Below are 16,011 nucleotides of genomic sequence, written 5' to 3' on the forward strand. Positions count from 1 at the left end.
GTTAAATTCGGGGGTAAAGGCGAACGCTATCGCTTCTTCAGATTCAAATCCTTCGCTCCGCTACATCGTGCATACAAGGCCTTTTTTAAAGCACACCTATTTCATCGCTGGAAGAAAAGGATAAAAAGAGCAAGAAGTTAAGCGCCGCACATACGCGGCGCTTTAAATGATCAGGAGACTATTACTATCTCAGCCAAGAGATCGGGACGGCTTTTTTATGATGCTTACTACAACTATACATATTTATTTAATATCAATTTTTAACCTCAATAAACCCTTGAACTAAAGTGACGTAGAATCGAGTTCTGTTTTTAAGCGTCGCGATGAAAGCCAAGGTCACGAAGGACGCGTTCCTGGTTGCGCCAGTCTTTTTTGACCTTAACCCAAAGTTCCAGGAAAATCTTGGAGCCTAACAGGTTTTGGATATCCTGGCGTGCCTGTTTGCCCACTTCTTTGAGCATGGCTCCCTGTTTGCCGATAATAATCCCCTTCTGGGAGTCACGTTCTACAAAAATAACAGCCATAATATGCACTACACCATTATCCTGCACTTTCATATCTTCAATCATAACCGCAATAGAATGGGGTACTTCCTCACGTGTCATATGCAGAATTTTTTCACGCACCAGCTCGGCAATGACAAACTGTTCTGGATGATCGGTAATTTGATCATCCGGATAATATTGCGGACCTTCTGGTAAGTATTTTTGCACCTGCTCCAGCAGGGTGTTTACATTGTTGCCCATTTTGGCCGAGATGGGTACGATTTCTGCAAAGTCGTACAACTTGCGATACTGCTCAATCAGGGGTAACAATGCTTCTGGCTCAATACGATCAATTTTATTCAGCACCAAAATAACTGGCGTTTTTACTTGTTTAAGCTGTTCCGCAATAAAACGGTCGCCACCGCCTAGACCTTCAGCAGCGTCAATAAGAAAAAGTACCGCTTCTACTTCACCCAACGTATTAAAAGCAGTCTGATTCATGTAATCGCCTAATTTTGACTGACGCTTATGAATCCCGGGTGTATCCAAAAATACAATTTGCGTGTCCTCTGTAGTAAATACGCCGTGAATTTTGTTGCGTGTAGTTTGTGGCTTGTCTGACATAATGGCGATCTTCTGCCCAATGACGTGGTTCATCAGTGTTGATTTTCCGACATTAGGTCTGCCAACAATTGCGACAAAGCCTGATTTAAAGTGTTTCTTAGCCATTTCATTTCCTCCAGCGCGATTAAGCACCTATTTTATTTGGGTTTTTCCATTAAAACAGCGAACTAATTAACGTCAACATAGGCCTATAAAACACAAATATACCAATAATTACAGCAAAAACCGCTGCCAGGAGCACGGCTCCGGCGGCGGTGTCTTTAGCCGCTTTGGCCAGCGGATGAATATCAGGTGAGATGAGATCCACCGCTGCTTCAACAGCGGTGTTGAACAGTTCGGCTACAATGACTATAGCGATAGCCACGCAGACGAATAACCAGTCGAGCCGGGAGATGTGCAGAGTTAAGCCTGCTACAATGACAAGGAGCGCCACGGCCACATGTATCCGCATATTTACTTGCGTACGCAGAGCGTACATCACGCCTTCTGCCGCATAGCGAAAAGTCATTCTCCAAGGCTGACGTCTCATTACCTTGTCAACCCCGCTTGAGCCAGTACAGCTTCCTGTTTGCCCATCATTTCAGCTTCACTCACATCATCCTGATGATCATAGCCTAACAGATGAAGAAAGCCGTGAACAAACAAAAAACCGATTTCACGCTCAATCGAATGTCCGTATTCTTCACTCTGAGCTTGCGCTGTTTGTACAGAGATTATAATATCCCCCAAAACATCAGGTACATCATTCAATGAATTTTCATCATTCGGTTCGTAAATAATTTCAAGCTCTTCATCCAGTGTTTCCTTCATAGCAAAAGACAACACATCGGTGGGACGATCAATTCCCCGATAGTCCCTGTTCAACTCATGAATTTGCTCATCATTAACGAAGGTAAGGGCTACCTCACCGTCAGTGACTCCTTCCACTTTGCCTGCCTCCTCTAATAAGGTGTTCAGCAGCGTAATCAAGGATTCGTTAATTACCATATCGTTTTGTTCATTATTCCAAGCTAATTGAAGGCCCATGCCAACCGCTCCTTTTAATTCTAGTGCTCTAACCGTACTTCATGCACAAGTTATATTAAGCTTTTCCGTTTTCAGACTTGGGCCTTTCCTCCGGATACTCAATACGGGAATGAAAAATCCCCATTACTGTTTCCTTGAGGGTTTGAGCCACGATATCAAGCTCCCGCATGGTCAGCTCGCAGTCGTTGAATTGGTGATCATCAAGACGGCTCTTAATAATTTTCTCAATCATGGATTCCACTTGTTCCACTGTCGGCTTCCGTAAGGAACGAACTGCTGCCTCCACGCTATCAGCAATTCCCACCACAGCAGACTCTTTAGACTGAGCCTTCGGTCCCGGATAACGGAAATCATCCTCCGTGAAGTCAGGCTCCACCCCCCGCTCTTCAGCTTCGCGCAACGCCTTGTGATAAAAATAGTGTAAGAATGTCGTTCCGTGGTGCTGCTCGGCAATGTCGCGAATGGGCTTGGGTAGCTTGTAATCCAATTGCATTTCCACGCCGTCACGAGCATGGGCGATAATGATGGATTTGCTCAGCTTGGGCTCTATTGTATCATGTGGATTTTCCAACCCATTTTGATTTTCAATGAAGTACGAAGGCCTCTTGGTTTTACCAATATCATGATAATACGAACCAACCCGGCACAACAAGCCGTTTGCCCCTATAGCCTCCGCTGCGGCCTCTGACAGATTACCCACCATTACACTATGATGATACGTTCCCGGTGTCTCCGTAAGCAGCTTGCGGAGCAATGGATGATTGGGATTTGACAGCTCAACAAGCTTCAGTGCCGACAAGATACCAAAGGTAGACTCAAAAAATGGCATTAGCCCAATAACAAGTATTGCTGTTATCAGACCACCTGCAAAAGCAAAAGCTACCCCATAGAGCGTCGTCGTTTGAGTCCAATTCCCTTGGTCAATCAGTGCCAGAGAAAAAACAGACAGGGCACCGAACAGGCATACCATAATCGCCCCTTTGAACAGTGTTGAACGCTGGCTGGCTCGATGAGTAGAGAAAATCGCTGCCAGACAGACCACAATAGCAAAAAATCCAAAATTAAAGTCGAAAATTTGTCCTTGACGGACATTCAAAATAACACTTGCCAATATACTGAATATAACGGCACATACGAAAGCCAACGACATATCAAGCAACAGCGTTACGAGCATAGCTCCAAGCGCGATAGGCGCCAGATAGCCGAGATAGGAACGTTCATTGTTCTGCAGTATGGAAATTAACATCATTGCTCCAACTGTTATCACAAAGATTAATACTAGCATGAGCAACTGCGCATTATTATACTTGAAGTTTCGTGTTCGTGATTGAAATTGACGAATATACATAAACAGGCCCAATGCCAGCATCATAGACAACATCAGCAGTCCAAATTGTGGCCAATAATTGATTTTATCCTTGAGCAATTCATTTTCATCAAGCAGTGTATAGATTTCCTGGGTAATAATCTCACCCTTCTTGACGAGTACTTCACCCTGTTTAATGTAAACTGTCGGTGTATCTTCACGAGCCTGTACCTTTGCGTCCTTCGTAGCTGTATCATCATAAAACTTGTTGGCGGTAATCACAAGCCTTGCAAGTTCCTGAACAACCTCCCGTGAAGTACGCTTAGTAAGCGAGCTTGTACTAACCCGCTCAGCTACTTTCGCTCGGGCTGTCTGAGCATCCGTAATTTGATCATTCATCAACCCTGTCACAATCTCACGGGCAACAGGCCGCATTTCAGCAATATCCTCAGATGTAAGGCGCGGAATTTTAATGAATGTCTCCTCTGGAATTCGGTACGTTTGCTCTTTCGTTTTTTCCAGCACTTCATCCAGCAACTTATCTGGGTAGGCATCCGCATTACGGCTGTTATTCACAAAATTTTGTACAAATTCCCGTGCACGTTGCGGAATCTCATCCTTATAAATCGAAATCTTATCTGCTCTGGAGACCTGGTCATCCTGATTGAGCCGTTCAATTCGATCCAAAATACCAGTAATCAGGTTATCGTTGCGAACGGGCACAATGGTATACATGGGCTGCACACGTTCAGCTGATTCCTCTTGAGCCTTCAAAGTCGCCTTACTGTTAGGAAGCTGCATCGGGGCGACAATTTCCTTTTCACTCGGTTGATTTACCCGAATATCATAACGCTCGGGAAGCAGCTTGGACGCAAAGCCTACATAAAAAAGAACCACCAAAAATAAAAACAGAAGATAGCGTGTCGCCACGCTATACTTCCATCCATTCATTCTATGCTGGAACGTTTTCCCTTTAGATAATTCCTTCGAGATCATCTAAAACAATCCCTCTCCATCATCTTTTTCAAGGCAGCTACACTGCTCATTTTATACTTTTTCTGGTCGTACACGACATACTCGTGATTGAATGACTATCCTTGATTTTCGGCAACTCGGTCATAAGCAACAATAATTTTTTGAACCAGGGAATGACGGACAACATCCTCTTCTGCAAACTGGACAAAGCCTATTTCCTCAATCCCTTGTAAAATCGCATTTGCTTCAATCAGACCGGATTTTTTGCCACGAGGCAAATCAATTTGCGTGACATCGCCGGTAATGACCATTTTGGAGCCGAAGCCAAGTCGAGTCAAAAACATTTTCATTTGCTCGGGTGTAGTGTTTTGCGCTTCGTCCAAAATAATAAAAGAGTCATCCAGCGTACGTCCCCGCATATAAGCCAAAGGTGCAATTTCTATTAATCCGCGCTCCAGTGCCTTTGCAGTCTGCTCTGGGCCCATCACATCGTATAGGGCATCATACAATGGGCGTAAATACGGATCAACCTTTTCCTGTAAATCCCCTGGTAAAAAACCTAAATTTTCACCTGCTTCCACCGCAGGACGAGTCAGTACAATGCGCTTGACTGAACCTTCCTTCAGGGCAGCTACGGCCAGCACTACAGCCAGATAGGTTTTACCAGTACCCGCCGGGCCAATTCCAAATACAATATCGCGTTTCTTAATCGTGGTTACATAGTGCTTTTGTCCAATCGTTTTGACGCGAATCGGTTTACCCCGGAACGTCGTCGTAATTTCACCCTTGAACAAATCGAGCAGCTGATCAGCGCGCAAATCTTTTGCCAGTTCAATCGCATAATGGACATCCCTTTCGGTCAGTATATACCCATTGCGAATTAACTGGAGTAATACGTCGAACAATTGTTCGAGCACTTCCACCTCGTGAGCATTACCAAAAACATTAACTTCTGCCTCACGAGATGCTATTTTTGCGGGAATAGCTGCTTCGATTAATTTCAAAAAGGAATCCTGCGGGCCAAATAACGCCTGTCCTTCTCCCGCATTGTTCAATGCAATTTGTATGCTGCGTTGTTGTTCTGCCAAATAGCCTCATTCTCCTTGGTTATGAACTAACGGAAGTTCTTCCGCAATATCCTGCTCCACTTCAAAAAGCACTTTCATATAAACTTTACCATTCTCTCTCTTCTCATGCAAAATTTTTTGGCTCATTATTTTCGTTCCTTTGCCGTATTTAGCTAAAATATCAGCTCGCGCGCCTTCTAAACCTGACATTTTCGCTTCTGCTTCCGTAAGCTTCTGCTCCTGTATCTTTGTCTCCCTCACACTTTCGGTCATCCAACCCATCGGAAGTTTGTAGGAACGCCATGTTAGCGGATCATGTTCAACTGTTGTTTTATGTGTAGAATAAGGTATTTTCCCATATCCCCACAATTGTATCGCACGGTTGCCTAGGACCAGATACAAGCGGTCATGACTGATACCTGTATACGTGCTGCTGCGTTGCACCGTGGGACTGCTAATTTCGTATTCATGCCATACAAGACCCTTAACCTCTCCTTTGGCTACGACCTGCTGTTGGTTCTCCTCATCTCCAAGCGTTCCAGAGATGAGGATGGCTCCTTTTTTGACACGCGTATTTTTATGCACGACAGGACGACCCTGCTCGGCAAAAATTTCAGTAACTACCGCATCTGCCTTACTAATGATATGACGAGGGCTGTAGAGCGGCGCAGGGGTAGGCTGTGAAGCTTCAACAACCTGAATCGTCACCAAAGTACCCTGCTTTTCCACACCGATCCAGGATGCCTCTGGAAGCTTCTGCATGAGCGCACGTGAAAGCTTGTCTTGACTGGATAGACGAAAGCTCCATTGAAATGGATACAGGCCCTCCTGTCGAGCGGCTTTGAGAACAGATTCCGTCGATAGCTTATCATTCCCCTTTACTTCAATGTCCCAGATAAGCGAAGACATCAGCAGAAGACCTATCCAGAACAAAGCCAATCCAGCCAGGAAAAATTTACGTTTGGCAAGTCGTACAGCAGTAAAGGGAAGCCCTTGCCGCTTCAGAACATGCATTTTACAGCCTGTCCTTCTCAAAAGCGGGCGTAGGAGGAAGACGTGCGGCAGCAGAAGGTTCATTTCTGCATGTCTAGTACCCATCGGCCGCACGTTCCACACAGGTATATGGTGATCGGTGAGTAAATTAATGAAAGCTTCCACACTTTCGCCCTTGATAGCAAGGGTAACCGTACCACGCAGCTTTGCTAAAGCAGGATGTTTCACGAGCCTTCCTCCGTTCCTTCCATTTGGATATCCGTTATATGTCCCTCCACACTTACCTGCTCTGGCAGAATAGACGTAATGACTAGATCATGGCCGGACACCCTCAGCCTGCCTTGCGCAAGTGCAAGTACGAGCTGATCCGGCGTGAAATCCACCACGCCCCGGTGATTCTCCACATAAAGCTGACGGCTGCCGATGAGGGTTAACCGCGGCAGGTCAAATAGAATGTCCTGCGGAAGCTCCAGCGTCTCGCTGGCCCACTTTCGCAGTTTGCGGCTCATCCTGCTCATACGGCGAAATCTCCCTTCCTGTCATCAAAATATTTGTTATCCAACGGCTTAGAGTTGTTTTGATGACAGCACGCTGCTATTTTTTCATCTTCTGTTATTGCCATCCGGTACCCATAGATGTTTCAAGGCAGCTACGCTGCTGGCTTTCCATCTTATATTCTTATGATCAGTGAACACCATTACACCAGCGCCACAGATATCTGTACTGTACATTTTATGATCCAGTCGCGGCATTTATGAGGCTAAACTTACAATTCGTAGTAGCTACTATATTGCAGAGGAAAAAGATGTGTCCTTTCAAAATTCACAACAAAAAAGACAACCTCATTTTCATATTGAAAACAAAGGTTGTCTTCTTTTGAATTTCATTAAATGACACGGTTATTTTTCGCTATCTCGATTTAAAAGAGAGTTTTTTCTAGAGTATAAGAAGTAAACAGCCATACCAATGACAAGCCAAATAATAAAGCGAATAAATGTCTGGCCATTCAAATTAAGAATGAGCACCCCACATGAAACGATAGCCAGGATCGGGATATACGGAACTCCAGGACATCGGAAGGCCCTTGGCAAGTCAGGTTGTGTTTTTCTCATAACGATAACGGCGACCGAAATCAGAATAAATGCTGACAAGGTTCCAATGTTCACCAAACTTGCTAACTCATCCAGCGGAATCAGTCCACCCATTAATGCAGATAAAGTGCCGAAAAACAACGTGTTAATGTAGGGCGTTTTGTATTTGGAATGAACCTTGGATAATACTTTGGGGACTAAGCCGTCACGTGACATAGCAAACATAATACGAGTTTGACCATAGAGCATTACCAGCATGACCGTTGTCATCCCTAAGATGGCTCCTATATCTACAATACCTGCAACCCAGTTCTGGCCTGCAACCTGCAATACCAATGACACGGGGTGAGAGATACCTTCAAATTGCATAAACGGTACTATACCAGTCATAATCGCGCTAACAATGACATACAAAAACGTACAAATAATGAGAGAGAAAATAATGCCTCGCGGTAAATTAGTAGTGGGATTTTTAGTTTCTTCAGCCGCTGATGAAACAGCATCAAAACCAATAAAAGAAAAAAACACAAGAGCTGCGGCTCCAAACACCCCACTGAACCCAAACGGCATAAACGGTGTCCAATTATCTGGCTTCACATATCTAAAAGCAACAATGATAAATAATAAAATAACAACAATTTTTATGATTACCATGATGTTGTTTATCCGTTTTGATTCTTTTATCCCTAAATAAAGCAAGAACGTGATACCCATCAAAATTAAAAAAGCTGGGAGATTAAAATAAGTAGTTTGGTCTTTCAAAGCCCCCGGTGCGGCAGTGAATTCAAGCGGAATGTGAAGGCCAATTCCGTTCAAAAATGATACAAAGTAACCCGACCAACCTGCGGAAACGGCGCTGGCTGCCAGCATGTATTCCAAAATTAAATCCCATCCAATAATAAAGGCCAATAGCTCCCCCATCGTAGCATATGTAAAGGTGTAAACAGAACCGGATACTGGAACGGTGGATGCAAACTCCGCATAAGCCAATGCTGCGAATAAACACGCGAGTCCCGCAATCACAAAAGAAAGAACCAAGCCTGGACCAGCCGTAACTGCTCCTGTACCTGTCAACACAAAAATTCCCGTTCCGATAATGGCTCCAATTCCAAGCATCGTTAAATCAAACGCACCCAGCTCCCTTTTGAGTGCTTTTTCCCCTCGCGTAGCGGCAATCAACTGATCAATGCTTTTCTTTCTAAACAAGCTATTTCCCATCGATCCCATCCTCCTAAAAATTAATTTTTCCATTTTTATAACCTTGTTGTATCACCTCGATATAAATAAAATTTTAGGTAAAATTGGAGTGAATTTCATAAGTATCTATCATTGAGAACATTATATATAAAAAAGAAAAAATGAAAACTGCTTTCGGAAAGCTCCATTCATATTGTTACATTTGATCATTTTTCAGGAATATATTTTCATAAATGAGGCGCTAAATTAGACAAAATGCCACCATTTTAGATGACAACAAATGTGAGAAAGCTAGAGCACACAAGGGATTATCACATTCGTTGTCAGGTAATTAGAGCATTTGTCGTTAATTCACTTTTTATTCCGAGCATGGTTATGTATTCCTAAAGCATCACAAAAAAAGATCCGCCACAGCCAAAGCCGTGACGGATCCACTATCATTTTAACGTCTTCCTCCACCCATGTAGCGCTTGGAACGTGGAGGACCTAATATTTCTGCCCAAATCACACCTCTGCGCAGATCAGCCGTATCCACCGTATTACGGTCTTGCGAAGCTATCTCTGGCGCATCTGTAATTTCCCCTGACTCCCTCGCATTGGATATACGATCGAGACGGGCTAAAACCATTTTTCGTTCTTCTTCCATAGCACGGATCCGATCCTCTAGAGTCGAACCATTATCTAATAAATCCCGGTCCATCCGTTCTTCGGTTTCCGACCGATCGCCCATTTCTTCTATGCGACGAGCTTCCATAACCGTCCGTCGTTCATTAGGAAATTGACGTTGCAACTCTCCAGCAATATCCTGCTGACGTTGCTCTTGCCCATGTTCCATTGTGAAGGGTCTGGATGACGTCGAGGGTCCACGAGAACCATGATCACCACCAAAGGTAGGCATACCTTTTCGCGGCGGTGATTTCCGCCCTGTACCTTGGATGCTTTTCCCCAAAAAAGACACCAAAGCAAAGCCAATCACGATCAGGATATACAAATGTTCAAAGATCCAGCTGATAAAGTTCATTACTCACCACCTAGCTGCCGTAATTCATCGGCTATGTCCCGTTATTAATCCCGGTTCTTGTTGTCATTCCCCGAGTTCTCATTCGGTTTGCCTAAGGAGCCACGCATTTGCGTATCCGCCTCAATATTTTTCAAATTCATATAGTCCATGACACCAAGCTTCCCGCCGCGTAGCGCTTCAGCCATTGCCAGCGGTACTTCGGATTCGGATTCCACCACGCGTGCTCTCATTTCTACAACACGCGCCTTCATTTCCTGCTCCTGCGCTACAGCCATCGCACGCCGCTCTTCCGCTTTTGCCTGCGCAATACGTTTGTCGGCTTCCGCCTGCTCTGTTTGCAGAAAAGCACCGATATTTTTACCTACATCAACGTCCGCAATATCAATGGACAGGATTTCAAATGCTGTCCCGGCATCCAAACCTTTGGACAATACGGTTCTTGAAATTGAATCCGGGTTCTCCAGCACGTCCTTATGCGAGTTACTGGAACCTACGGTCGTAACAATACCTTCACCGACCCGTGCAATAATCGTTTCTTCTCCAGCACCCCCAACAAGTCGATCAATGTTGGCACGCACCGTAACACGAGCTTTAACCTTCACTTCAATACCATCCTTGGCGACCGCAGCAACAATAGGTGTCTCAATAACACGCGGATTAACGCTCATTTGGACCGCTTGCAGAACATCCCGTCCAGCAAGGTCAATCGCTGCCGCACGTTCAAACTCAAGCGGAATGTTAGCACGCTGCGCAGCAATCAACGCATTGATCACTCGGTCTACATTCCCTCCTGCGAGAAAGTGGCTTTCCAGCTGGTTGATGTTCAAGCCCAGACCCGCCTTGGTTGCCTTAATGAGTGGATTGACAATTCGGCTTGGCGTGACGCGCCGTAAACGCATAGCTACCAGCGTAATGATGCCAATGCGCACACCCGAAGCCAATGCTGAAATCCACAGCATCACCGGGAAGAAACTAAAAAATACGCTCAATACAATAATCACTACAACGGCAATCAGCAAAACGCTGACAATACCCGATTCGAACACTCGCATCATCCTCCATTAATCTAATTCTTTGTTATTTGCTTGTTTAGACGCTAGTGTCTGCCTTGACCACAATTCGCCCGCCTTCTACTTTGGATACTATAATCGGCATATCTGTAGCAATAAACTCGCCGTTCGTTACAACATCGACTCGCTCATCAGCGATCAGCACCGTTCCGGCTGGACGAAGTGGAGTCAGACTGACACCCCTTTGACCTAATAGCATTTCCCGGTTCACAACTGAAGAAAAACCTTGTTCAGCCGTTAAACTTTCTTTAAGTATAAAACGGTTCCATATCCCTCGGTCCTTGAATACAACCGCGATGATCGCTACCAGGGCAACCGCAGCTGCAAAGGCAATGCCCAAAGATATAAACGCATGCTGCATGTTGTATGCTGCCCGAACAACTCCGGCGACAAGGCTGACGGAACCCAAAATGCCCAAAATACCAAAACTCGGGATGAACATTTCAAGTATAAGCAGAGCCAGACCGATAATAAACAACAACCACGTCTCCGAGCCTGCAAAACCAGCGATATAATTGCCGAAAAAATACAAACCAAATCCGAGTATGCCCAAAATTCCCGGTACACCAAAACCGGGTACGATCAACTCAATAACAATACCTGCGATACCGATAAATAAAAGCAACGTCTGTACAATTGGGTTGGTCAATATCTCGGCTGCTTTTTCAGCCCATGTTCGCTCCACATGAATGACATCATCCGTGCTGTAACCCATCCACTGAATAACCTCTTGTTCGGAAGACGCGATGTGATCCGCATAACCCAACTTCAGCGCTTCCTCACTGGTTAAAGAAATGATCTGACCATTTTCCTTGTTAAAGTTCATCTCAGGAATAGATATGGTCGTTTTAGAGTCAACCATACCTCTGGCAATATCCGGATTACGTCCGCCAGCTTCTGCGGCAGATGCCATGCTACTCTTCCACCAGGCTATCGTTTTTGGATCTGTGATAGCCTGCCCCCCGCCGTCTACTAACGCTGCTGCTCCGATAATACTCCCCGGTTTCATAACAATCTTGTTTGCGCTCAACGCAATATAGCTACCCGCTGAGGCCGCTTCGCCCCTTATATAGGCTACGGTCGGAATTGGACTGTCTTTAATCAGTTTGCCCAGCTTCTCCGCTGTATCTACCCGTCCACCGGGAGTGTTAATATCCAGTAAAATCAGACCTGCTTTGGAATCTGCTGCTTCTGCAAATCCACGTTCCATAAATTTGCCCAGGCCATGCTCAATTTCCTGATCGACTGGTATAACAAACACAGCTCCACCTTTAGTTTGGGCCGCCGCTGATTCGGAATGAACTAAGGGCAACAGCAAAACGGATACCATAATCCACAACGTTAAAAGGATCCATTTGCGACTGGAGTGGTGATGTTCTCTATGCATTTCTCTCCCCCTTTCGATCTCTCTATGTTACAGCATACCAAACTTTGTTAGACAAACTATACAGTTTTCAGGATTTAATGTGAAATTATTGAGTATATTGCTAATCCTGACGGCTGCCAAATACTTTACGCACCCAACAAACATCACGTTTCACACAATTAACAATAGCGCTTACATAAAAGTATCTTCTCATCATTACATTCTATGGTAGGCAACACATATATAGAAATAACACCCTCTGTAAACAGAGGGTGTTGTGTTTTCCTGTTTGTCGCAGGTTTATTGCAGAAATTGCTGAACCGCTTGGTTCACGAGCTTACCGTCAGCGCGGCCTTTTACCTTAGGCATCAAGGCCGTCATTACTTTCCCCATCTCGGCTTTCGAAGAAGCACCGGTTTCCTGGATGGTCTGCTGTACAATAACTTTAATTTCTTCCTCAGAAAGTTGTTCGGGAAGGTACTGAGCGATGATCTCTATTTCTGCTTTAGTGCTTGTCGCAAGTTCATCACGACCGGCTTTTTCAAATTCATGGAGGGCATCTTTTCGCTGTTTGATCTCACGACTCAGAATATCAAGCACTTCGTTGTCGTCCAAATCCCGTTTCAAATCTATTTCAAGATTTTTAATCGTAGAACGAACCATTCGAATGGTGGAGAGTTTGAACTTGTCCTTACTCTTCATTGCTTGCTTCATATCTTCGTTCAATCGTTCGCTCAAATTCATGATTGCTTAGATCCTCCTAGAACTTTCTCTTACGAGCAGCCTCGGACTTTTTCTTGCGCTTTACGCTTGGCTTTTCATAATGCTTGCGTTTCTTCACCTCAGCCAATACGCCATCCTTAGCAATGGAACGTTTAAAGCGACGAAGTGCAGCATCAATTGTCTCGTTTTTGCGAACTTTAGTTTCAGACACCAGTTTTCCCTCCCTCCGACCAGACCGTCCAAGAGCAATAACACGGTTCATCAAATTTTATTATAGGTGAAACGGAAACCAGGTGTCAACCTATAAGAAAAAATGAATACATAAAGGGCCACTTTTCTCCATTCACATCCGTATTACTGAAAAGACAAGCTCTGTCATTTTTTAAGAATGTGAGTCCGAAATACCTGTCAGGGCACCCAATTTGGCGCCGCCCAGTAAGTGATAATGCAGATGCCCCACCGCTTGTCCACTATCCGGGCCACAGTTGTTAATCAACCGATAACCAGACTCGGCGATTCCTAACTTTTTCGCAACCTCAACCGCAACACGATGAATCTCCGCGATAAGAGGAAGATCCTCCTCCGTCACAGCGTTCATTGAAGGAATATATTTTTTGGGAATAATAAGCACGTGTACTGGTGCCGCAGGCTGGATGTCATGAAATGCGAGCACATTGTCGGTTTCCAACACCTTCTTGCTGGGGATGGTTCCATCCACAATTTTCAAAAACAGATCGTCCATTCAAAACCCTCCTTTGGCAGTGAGCCGATCCTAAGCAAATAGACACAAACACCCCTTGCTCTCGGCATTCAAAGTTATGTATTTCCCATACTGAATAGAAACATATACAGCCATGTTTGGTTATACTTATGTTTCTATATGTATCATAACGGAAAAAGGGTCTTAATACCAGTTTCCCTTACTAACTTCCTCTATAATGGCTTTCACCCCTCCATCAATTTGATCCAGCTGCGCGCGCGAAATACTTATGCGCAAAAACTTCTCTTGTTCCCTATAGCCCGATAAATAAAAGCCTTTGCCAGCTACAACCTGGATGTTCCTCGCAGAAAGACACTGTACCAAGCGTTCCAAATTCACTGTCCGAGGCAGTTTAAACTGCATATAAACTCCTGAGGTTACAGCTGAAGTCTGAACGTATCCGGCCTGATTGTATCGTTCCACGGCCTTGTTCAGAGTACGAATGCGCTCCGAATACAGTTTACATATCGTGTGCTTGTGGCGTTCATACATTCCATTTTTAATATAAATATCAAGCGCCGCCTGAGACAACATAGATGTGTCGACATATCTTTTATAAGCGTTAAACGTCTTTAATAGGACTTCTGGCAATACCGCAACTCCTAATCGCAAGCCTGGGAAAATGATTTTCGAGAAGCTTTTCAAATAAATAACATGGTCCGAATGGTCGTATGCATAAATGGGATCAAAAAGATGATCGGCCCCCAAATCTGCCATATAGTCATCTTCTACGATGTACACATCATATTTGGCGGCTAAGGCAGCTATCGCTTTTCGCTCCTCTGTGTTATATGAGATCCCTAATGGATTATGATATCTTGACATGGTATAAAAAAACTTGATGCTCTCGTTCTTAAATTGATTCTCCAATTCGTGAAAATCCATACCTTTCGCTGTCCGGACGATAGTACTGACGGGTATGTTCTCTTCCTCCAGAAAGCGCAAATAAATATCGTAACTTGGCTGCTCGACCAAAACCTTTTCTTTGCCATTGGGAAACGGCATTTTAGCGAGTATCTCCAATGCCTGCTGAACACCCGAAGTAACGATAATCCGATCCATTTTTGCAAACACCTGAGTATTAGCCAAATGGGAAACCAACGTATGACGCAGTGTTTCCAGTCCTTGCGAATCGCCATAAGTGAATAGATGATATTTGTAGGTATCAATAGCCTGATTCAAACAATGTTGGAAATCCAGATAAGGGAATACATTTAAATCCGGGGAGGCCGAAGCAAAATCAACGGAGTCTTGCATATGACTATGGTGTAAATCGCCCGAATTTTCCACTACATAGTATCCACTTTGCGGTATGGAATAGATGGCGTGTTTCTTTTCAAGTTCAGAATATGCCCGCAGAATCGTGCTTTTGCTGCATCTATATAATTCTGAAGCCTCACGGACCGACGGTAGCTTGTAACCTGATTTATATTGTCCCTCGCGAATTTTAAGCTCTATATCCAATAAAATTGATACATATTTTTTCACAATATCCACCCACCTGCTCTTTACATACTCATTACATGCTCATTTCATTACATGCTTATTCCTCTTATGTTTCTTTACAGCTAGATGTTACCATGCTTTATGGATAAACAGGATACCTCATTTCATTGAACTGTACTGATACAGTTTCAATTATTGGATCATATTGGGGATAGAATATGTGAAAAAGAGGCTGTTTCTTCATGATGGAAGAAACAGCCTTGCATGGTGATGATGTATGGATGCGCCTTAAAGTCCCTTGTACTGTACAAGAGCTGTAGGCGGGAGAGAGCAGAGAATTCACTATATCTGGCGACTAAGAAATTAGGATTAGTAATAAGGCAGCAAGCTGATCGCTGTCAAGGCTGCAAGTGGCAGAATCAAACGATTAAAGCGACGGCGTCCGTAGGGGAACCCATATGCATAAGCAGGTACTGGATACGGGTACGGGTACGGATACGGAGGATAAGATGCATAGCCACCATAAGCACGGGAACCGCAGCCACAATTGTTAGGCGGATACGGGAGATTAACATTGACATTCTCCATCTCGTCTCCACCCATAGGAACGGCTAAGTATATCTTTTCATCATCCACATGCTCTACAATGCCATCATACATTGTCCCGTCCTTCACCCATACGCATACATAACGATGCATATGCTTTTGACATAGTGTTTTAGCATCCGTCTGTTCCGGTGCTGTAACTTTTTCGGTTGTCATGCTTTTTTCCATGGTTGTTTCCTCCTAGGCTCTTGCATGTATACCGTATGTTATTCAAAAACGGGCCATTTGCTACATCAAATTGGGCGAATTCCGGCT

Annotated in this window: 16 protein-coding genes; all 16 read right to left on the reverse strand. The window is 44.4% G+C overall.

Going from position 1 to position 16,011, the window contains the following annotated elements; all coding sequences use genetic code 11:
* Positions 1-311: 311 nt before the first annotated feature.
* The 16 genes from era to MKX46_RS06490 all read right to left on the reverse strand — a co-directional run bounded on the left by era (position 312) and on the right by MKX46_RS06490 (position 15,924).
* On the reverse strand, positions 312-1,214 hold the full coding sequence (gene era / locus MKX46_RS06415) for a GTPase Era (protein WP_029517791.1): 903 nt from the start codon (positions 1,212-1,214) through the stop codon (positions 312-314).
* A 49-nt stretch (positions 1,215-1,263) separates the two neighbouring features.
* Positions 1,264-1,638, reverse strand: coding sequence for a diacylglycerol kinase family protein (locus MKX46_RS06420; protein ID WP_025722122.1), 375 nt, complete (start codon positions 1,636-1,638; stop codon positions 1,264-1,266).
* Positions 1,638-2,135: an rRNA maturation RNase YbeY gene (ybeY, locus tag MKX46_RS06425; RefSeq protein ID WP_029517792.1), complete on the reverse strand. Its 498-nt coding sequence runs from the start codon at positions 2,133-2,135 to the stop codon at positions 1,638-1,640. Before ybeY ends, MKX46_RS06420 begins: the two co-directional genes overlap by 1 nt.
* 55 nt (positions 2,136-2,190) lie before the next feature.
* Positions 2,191-4,437 carry an HD family phosphohydrolase gene (locus tag MKX46_RS06430; RefSeq protein WP_165149033.1) on the reverse strand — a complete coding sequence of 749 codons (2,247 nt, stop codon included), beginning with the start codon at positions 4,435-4,437 and terminating at the stop codon, positions 2,191-2,193.
* Positions 4,438-4,532: 95 nt separating this feature from the next.
* Complete coding sequence (locus MKX46_RS06435; protein WP_029517794.1) at positions 4,533-5,504, reverse strand: PhoH family protein; 972 nt, start codon at positions 5,502-5,504, stop codon at positions 4,533-4,535.
* A 6-nt stretch (positions 5,505-5,510) separates the two neighbouring features.
* On the reverse strand, positions 5,511-6,704 hold the full coding sequence (gene yqfD, locus MKX46_RS06440; protein WP_029517795.1) for a sporulation protein YqfD: 1,194 nt from the start codon (positions 6,702-6,704) through the stop codon (positions 5,511-5,513).
* Positions 6,701-6,994, reverse strand: coding sequence for a sporulation protein YqfC (gene yqfC / locus MKX46_RS06445; protein WP_029517796.1), 294 nt, complete (start codon positions 6,992-6,994; stop codon positions 6,701-6,703). The genes yqfD and yqfC overlap by 4 nt, the downstream gene beginning before the upstream one ends.
* 381 nt (positions 6,995-7,375) lie before the next feature.
* Positions 7,376-8,785, reverse strand: a complete 1,410-nt coding sequence (locus MKX46_RS06450; RefSeq protein WP_165149027.1) for an amino acid permease — start codon at positions 8,783-8,785, stop codon at positions 7,376-7,378.
* A 421-nt stretch (positions 8,786-9,206) separates the two neighbouring features.
* Positions 9,207-9,785 (reverse strand): hypothetical protein, encoded by a 579-nt coding sequence (locus tag MKX46_RS06455; RefSeq protein ID WP_069010261.1) that lies wholly within the window; start codon positions 9,783-9,785, stop codon positions 9,207-9,209.
* Between the two features lie 44 nt (positions 9,786-9,829).
* Positions 9,830-10,831: a flotillin-like protein FloA gene (gene floA, locus MKX46_RS06460; RefSeq protein ID WP_029517799.1), complete on the reverse strand. Its 1,002-nt coding sequence runs from the start codon at positions 10,829-10,831 to the stop codon at positions 9,830-9,832.
* 43 nt (positions 10,832-10,874) lie between these two features.
* Positions 10,875-12,242: an NfeD family protein gene (locus tag MKX46_RS06465; protein WP_341071003.1), complete on the reverse strand. Its 1,368-nt coding sequence runs from the start codon at positions 12,240-12,242 to the stop codon at positions 10,875-10,877.
* A gap of 279 nt (positions 12,243-12,521) precedes the next feature.
* Positions 12,522-12,965: a GatB/YqeY domain-containing protein gene (locus MKX46_RS06470; protein WP_013311146.1), complete on the reverse strand. Its 444-nt coding sequence runs from the start codon at positions 12,963-12,965 to the stop codon at positions 12,522-12,524.
* Between the two features lie 16 nt (positions 12,966-12,981).
* A complete protein-coding gene (gene rpsU, locus MKX46_RS06475; protein WP_005547957.1) occupies positions 12,982-13,155 on the reverse strand; it encodes a 30S ribosomal protein S21 in 174 nt (57 codons plus the stop codon).
* Positions 13,156-13,326: 171 nt separating this feature from the next.
* Positions 13,327-13,686 (reverse strand): histidine triad nucleotide-binding protein, encoded by a 360-nt coding sequence (locus tag MKX46_RS06480; protein ID WP_025722131.1) that lies wholly within the window; start codon positions 13,684-13,686, stop codon positions 13,327-13,329.
* A 162-nt stretch (positions 13,687-13,848) separates the two neighbouring features.
* Positions 13,849-15,192 (reverse strand): aminotransferase-like domain-containing protein, encoded by a 1,344-nt coding sequence (locus MKX46_RS06485; protein ID WP_341071004.1) that lies wholly within the window; start codon positions 15,190-15,192, stop codon positions 13,849-13,851.
* Between the two features lie 327 nt (positions 15,193-15,519).
* Positions 15,520-15,924 carry a hypothetical protein gene (locus MKX46_RS06490; RefSeq protein ID WP_029517802.1) on the reverse strand — a complete coding sequence of 135 codons (405 nt, stop codon included), beginning with the start codon at positions 15,922-15,924 and terminating at the stop codon, positions 15,520-15,522.
* Positions 15,925-16,011 lie beyond the last annotated feature (87 nt).

Origin of the sequence: Paenibacillus sp. FSL P4-0113, from assembly GCF_038009305.1 — a bacterium.
GTDB classification, from domain to species: domain Bacteria; phylum Bacillota; class Bacilli; order Paenibacillales; family Paenibacillaceae; genus Paenibacillus; species Paenibacillus polymyxa_D.

Coding starts and splice junctions, on each gene's coding strand:
- era (WP_029517791.1), bottom strand. CDS start 1,214: ATGGCTAAGAAACACTTTAAATCAGGCTTTGTCGCAATTGTTGGCAGA.
- MKX46_RS06420 (WP_025722122.1), bottom strand. CDS start 1,638: ATGAGACGTCAGCCTTGGAGAATGACTTTTCGCTATGCGGCAGAAGGC.
- ybeY (WP_029517792.1), bottom strand. CDS start 2,135: ATGGGCCTTCAATTAGCTTGGAATAATGAACAAAACGATATGGTAATT.
- MKX46_RS06430 (WP_165149033.1), bottom strand. CDS start 4,437: ATGATCTCGAAGGAATTATCTAAAGGGAAAACGTTCCAGCATAGAATG.
- yqfC (WP_029517796.1), bottom strand. CDS start 6,994: ATGAGCAGGATGAGCCGCAAACTGCGAAAGTGGGCCAGCGAGACGCTG.
- MKX46_RS06450 (WP_165149027.1), bottom strand. CDS start 8,785: ATGGGAAATAGCTTGTTTAGAAAGAAAAGCATTGATCAGTTGATTGCC.
- MKX46_RS06455 (WP_069010261.1), bottom strand. CDS start 9,785: ATGAACTTTATCAGCTGGATCTTTGAACATTTGTATATCCTGATCGTG.
- MKX46_RS06465 (WP_341071003.1), bottom strand. CDS start 12,242: ATGCATAGAGAACATCACCACTCCAGTCGCAAATGGATCCTTTTAACG.
- MKX46_RS06470 (WP_013311146.1), bottom strand. CDS start 12,965: ATGAATTTGAGCGAACGATTGAACGAAGATATGAAGCAAGCAATGAAG.
- MKX46_RS06480 (WP_025722131.1), bottom strand. CDS start 13,686: ATGGACGATCTGTTTTTGAAAATTGTGGATGGAACCATCCCCAGCAAG.
- MKX46_RS06490 (WP_029517802.1), bottom strand. CDS start 15,924: ATGGAAAAAAGCATGACAACCGAAAAAGTTACAGCACCGGAACAGACG.